Origin of the sequence: Hydrogenophaga sp., assembly GCF_048549895.1 — a bacterium.
Classification (GTDB): Bacteria; Pseudomonadota; Gammaproteobacteria; order Burkholderiales; family Burkholderiaceae_C; genus Hydrogenophaga.
In genome coordinates this window covers 1-3,203 of the sequence record NZ_JBLYYB010000216.1, presented here as the reverse complement: position 1 = coordinate 3,203, position 3,203 = coordinate 1, and the positions used below count along the sequence as shown (strand labels likewise).

The window sequence follows — 3,203 nt, the reverse complement described above, 5'->3', positions numbered from 1 at the left end:
GTGAACGTGTGCCTGACGGGACCACGCTGCTGAAGTTTCGCCGCCTGCTGGAGAAGCACAAGCTGGGCGAGGCCTTGTTTGCCAAGGTGGGGGAGGTACTGCAGGCGCGGGGCATGAAGGTGGGCACCGGCACCATCGTGGACGCCACCATCATCGGCGCACCCAGCTCGACCAAGAACGCTGACAAGCAGCGCGACCCCGAGATGCACCAGACCCGCAAAGGCCAGCAGTGGTACTTCGGCATGAAGATGCACATCGGCGTGGACAGTCGCACCGGGCTGGCGCACAGCGCCGTGGTCACGGCAGCCAACGTGCATGACAAACATCCATTGCCCGAGCTGTTGCACGGGAACGAGCAGCGTGTATACGGCGACAGCGCCTACGCCAGTCAGAGGGCGTTGATCGAATCGAAGGCGCCGCAGGCCAAGGACTTCACGAACCAGCGCGTGCGCAGGGGTGGCGAGATCGACGAGGCCGCACGCTCGAAGAATCACAACAAGTCCAAGATCCGCGCCCGGGTCGAACACGTCTTTGCCGTGGTCAAGCGGCTCTGGGGCTTTGCCAAGGTGCGCTACCGAGGCCTTGCCAAGAACGCCACACGCTCGTTCGTGGTGCTGGGTCTGGCCAACATCTACCTGGCGCGAAAGCGTTTCGCGGCATGAGTGCGCCTGTTGCACGCCAGAAGCGTGCGCGCGAGGGCTGTATGGCCCAGGAACGCGGTCAAATCACGCCACTTACCCGCGCCAGCGACCCCTTGCGCAGCGGGCCACTCAATTCGGCTACTTGTTCAGCGCAGCCCTAATTAATCGGACCCGATTGACATGATTACCTTGACACCTCGCGACGTTCTTCAACTTCAGGCGTTGGTAGCAGGCCTTGCTGTGCCTGGCAGCGTCACCGGCGTCCGCGATCTCAGTGGACTGAACAACAACATTTCAGACCCCACCTTTGGTACCGCTGGCACACCGTTTTTGCGGCTCACCACGGCGTCCTACGGAGCACCCATCTACAACGACGCTGGCGTCGTGACGCAGCTGGACACCAACCCAATTTTCGCTGGCCTTGACGCTCGGGGCATCAGCAATGTGGTGGGTGTGCAGGACATCAACACTCCAGTGCAGGCCGCTGGTGCCAACATGTTGTTTTCTGCCTTCGGCCAGTACTTTGATCACGGCCTTGCCGCCAGCATGAAGGGCGGGAGCGGAACGCTGCAGATCGGCGCACCGGGTACCGGGCGCACACCCGGGACGGACAACCCCGCCGACTTGACCCGCACCACCGTGGCCGGCTTTGACGCCGCGGGCGTGCCCCTGCACATCAACAACACCTCGGCCTTCATCGACCAGAACCAGGCTTACGGCGCCAACCTGCTGGTGGGAACGTTTCTGCGCGCAACCGACGGGCTGGGCGGTGTGGGTGCCAAGCTGGCCGTGGGTGCGCCCGACCCGTCCAACCCCGCTTTTGACCAGATCCCCACCTTGCGTGCACTGATCCATGCGCACTGGGAGAACAACACCGTATTCAATATGGGCGCTGGCACCGTGACCTTTCGCGATTACTACGACGGGTTGGTGAGCGATGCAGGCGAGATCGATCTGACCATTGCCACCAGTCTCTACAAGGACTTCATGGGCAGCGGTCAGCCGATCTTTGTGGACCTCAACCCCTTCATCAGCCCGCTGGACCACGCGGTTGGCGGTGACGGCCGGGCCAACGAAAACATCACGCTCACCGCCATCCACACCATTTGGGCCCGCAACCACAACATGCATGTGGACAGCCTCGTGTCAGCGGGTTTTGAGGGCTCTGCCGAAGCGTTATTTCAAGCGGCCAAGATCATCAACGAAACAGAGTACCAGCGGGTCATTTACACCGACTTTGCAGACATCTTGCTGGGTGGCATGCAAGGCTCTGGATCTCACGGACACGACGAGTACTTCCCTCGAGTGGACGCTGGTATTTCGCAAGAATTCAACGCCGCGGCCTACCGGTTTGGGCATTCCATGGTGGGGCAGACAGTCCAGATTCTGGACGCGGCCAACCAGATGCAGAGCATCAGGCTCTTCGATGCCTTCCTCAACCCGGGTAACGACGTCGAGTTCACGCGGTCCCTGGCAGAACTTGAGCGCTTTGGTTATGTGCCGCAGCCCGGTTATGCCCAGATCGGCACCAACTCCATCATTGCGGGCATCACTGCGCAGGCGGCTGAAGAGGTGGACACGCAAGTGGTGGACGCGATCCGCAACGATCTGGTGCGTGTGAGTGCAGACTTGTTTTCCTTGAACGTTGCAAGGGGCCGAGACCTTGGTATGGGGACGCTGAACCAGGTGCGCCAGGCGCTTCTTGACTCACAAGATGTGTATGTGGTCGACTCGATCAAACGCTCTGATGTGGACCTGACGCCTTACACATCCTGGGAAAACTTCCAGATCCGTAACAGCTTGAGTGATGCCACCATCGCCAAGTTCCGTGCCGCGTACCCTGACCTGGTGTTGACCGACGCCCAACAGATTGCCGACTTCCAACGCTACAACCCGGGCGTGCAACTGGTGAACGGCAACACCGTGCAAGGTGTGGACCGTATCGACCTGTGGGTTGGCGGCATCGCGGAATCGCACGTCAACGGCGGCGTGGTGGGTGGTACTTTCTGGGTGATCATTCACGAACAGCTCGACCGCCTGCAGGAAGCCGACCGGTTCTATTACTTCGACCGCGTCAAAGACTTTGATTTTTACGAAGCAGTCAAGAACATCGGCTTTGCCGGCATTGTGGCCCGTACCACAGGCATCGACTACACCGATAACATCTTCCTGGTGACGCAGCCTCCAGGACTGGCGCTTCCACTCGCGCCCGACGTACCCATCGATGAAGTCGCCCCCACGGTCGCCGTCTTCATGCCTGAGGCTGGCACGGTGGACGTAGCTGTCGCTTCTCCGATCGTTGTGCGTTTCTCAGAGGTGGTGCGGGCCAGCATTGGCGTCATAGAGCTTCGTCTTGGCTCTGCAACCGGCGAGCTGGTGGAATCGTTTGACACGGTATCCAGCACACGCCTTTTGTTCGTCGACAACACGCTCACGGTGGACCCGACTGTGGATCTGCTTCCGGGTCAAATCTATGTGTTGGTGATCCCTGCGGGTGCTGTGATGGACCAAGCAGGCAACGAGTACCTGGACCCGACTCCGCTTCAATTCGCTACCCTGGCC

General features: G+C 60.4%; 2 protein-coding genes. Both read left to right on the top strand.

Annotation, left to right across the window (positions count from 1 at the left end; genetic code table 11):
* Window positions 1-662: IS5 family transposase (locus tag ACN4F8_RS20495; RefSeq protein ID WP_419475267.1), on the top strand; the 662-nt coding region annotated here is incomplete at its 5' end.
* A gap of 159 nt (window positions 663-821) precedes the next feature.
* Window positions 822-3,203, top strand: a 2,382-nt coding sequence (locus ACN4F8_RS20490; protein WP_419475266.1) for a peroxidase family protein, incomplete at its 3' end; no start/stop codon positions are given.